1 protein-coding gene is annotated in these 1,582 nt (G+C 73.2%); it reads left to right on the plus strand.

Annotated features, from left to right (window positions below):
* The first annotated feature begins 278 nt into the window (after positions 1–278).
* On the plus strand, positions 279–1,502 hold the full coding sequence (locus tag MW084_RS22710) for an arginine deiminase (protein WP_010476001.1): 1,224 nt from the start codon (positions 279–281) through the stop codon (positions 1,500–1,502).
* The last annotated feature ends 80 nt before the right edge of the window (positions 1,503–1,582 follow it).

Here is a 1,582-nt window from a genome sequence, read left to right on the forward strand (position 1 = left end):
CGTNTAGTAAGCCCCGGGGCCCCCACCGCGCCCCCGGGGCGTCCGGCGGTGGTCCGCCCGCGTCCGCGCACGCGCTTCCCGGTCCCCGCCCGGCAGGGCCGAAGGGCCCTGCCGAAGAGTGCCGCCCGGCCCGCCGCCGGGGACCGTCGCCGCCCGGTGCGGCGGCCCGCGGGTGACAGAGTTCCGAGTGCCACCGAGACGCCCCGCGGGCCCCCGGACGGCGACGGTCCCCGTGCCGGGTCCCCGGCGCGCCTCACTTCCCATCCCCGGGGGATGCCATGTCCTTCCACGTCGACTCCGAGACCGGCCGGCTGAAGCAGGTCGTCCTGCACCGGCCGGACCTCGAACTGAAGCGCCTCACGCCCGGCAACAAGGACGCGCTCCTCTTCGACGACGTGCTGTGGGTCAAGCGCGCACGCGAGGAGCACGACGCCTTCGCCGACACCCTGCGCGACCGGGGGGTCCGCGTGCACCTGCTGGCGGACCTGCTCACCGAGACGCTGGAGGGGGCCGAGGCACGGCAGCTCGTCCTGGACCGGGTCTTCGACGAGAGGGAGTTCGGCGTCCTCGGCACCGACCGGATCCGCGCCCACTTCGACGGCCTGGAGCCGGCCGCGCTGACCGCCTGCCTGATCGGCGGCGTCACCAAGGCCGAGCTGCTCGACCGCACGGGCCCGATACCGAGCGTGCGGCTGCACGCCATGGCGCCCGACGACTTCCTCCTCGCGCCGCTGCCCAACCACCTGTTCACCCGCGACACCTCGTGCTGGGTGTACGACGGCGTGAGCGTCAACCCGATGAACAAGCGGGCGCGGCGCCGCGAGACGGTCCACTTCGAGGCGGTCTACCGGCACCACCCCCTGTTCGCGAAGGGGGAGTTCCACCGGTGGGCCGACGGCCAGGAGGCGTACCCCGCCACCATCGAGGGCGGCGACGTCCTGGTGATCGGCAACGGCGCGGTGCTCGTCGGCATGAGCGAGCGCACCACGCCGCAGGCGGTGGAGAACCTTGCCCGGCGCATGTTCGCGGCGGGCTCCGCCCGGCGGGTGGTGGCCGTCAACCTGCCGAAGAGCCGCAGCTTCATGCACCTCGACACCGTCATGACCATGGTCAGCGGCGACACCTTCACCCGGTACGCCGGCCTCGGCGCCCTGCCCTCCTGCACCATCGAACCCGGCACCGGGGACCGGGACATGAAGGTCACCGCCCACGAGCCCGGCGAGATGGACCGGGCCGTCGCCGACGCCCTGGGCCTGCCCTCCGTCACCGTCCTCACCGCCGGCCAGGACGTCCGCTCCGCCGAACGCGAGCAGTGGGACGACGGTTGCAACGTGCTCGCCGTGGAACCCGGTGTCGTCGTCGCCTACGAGCGCAACGTGACCACCAACACCCACCTCCGCAGGAACGGCATCGAAGTGATCACCGTGCGCGGCAGCGAACTCGGCCGGGGCCGCGGCGGCCCGCGGTGCATGACCTGCCCCATCGAACGCGAAGCCGCCTGACCGTCCGCGAAGACCCCGCACCCCGCCCGTCCCGCACCCCGCCCGTCCCGCACACTCCTTACCTGTATATCACAGTAGCT

Origin of the sequence: Streptomyces sudanensis, assembly GCF_023614315.1 — a bacterium.
Taxonomy (GTDB): domain Bacteria; phylum Actinomycetota; class Actinomycetes; order Streptomycetales; family Streptomycetaceae; genus Streptomyces; species Streptomyces sudanensis.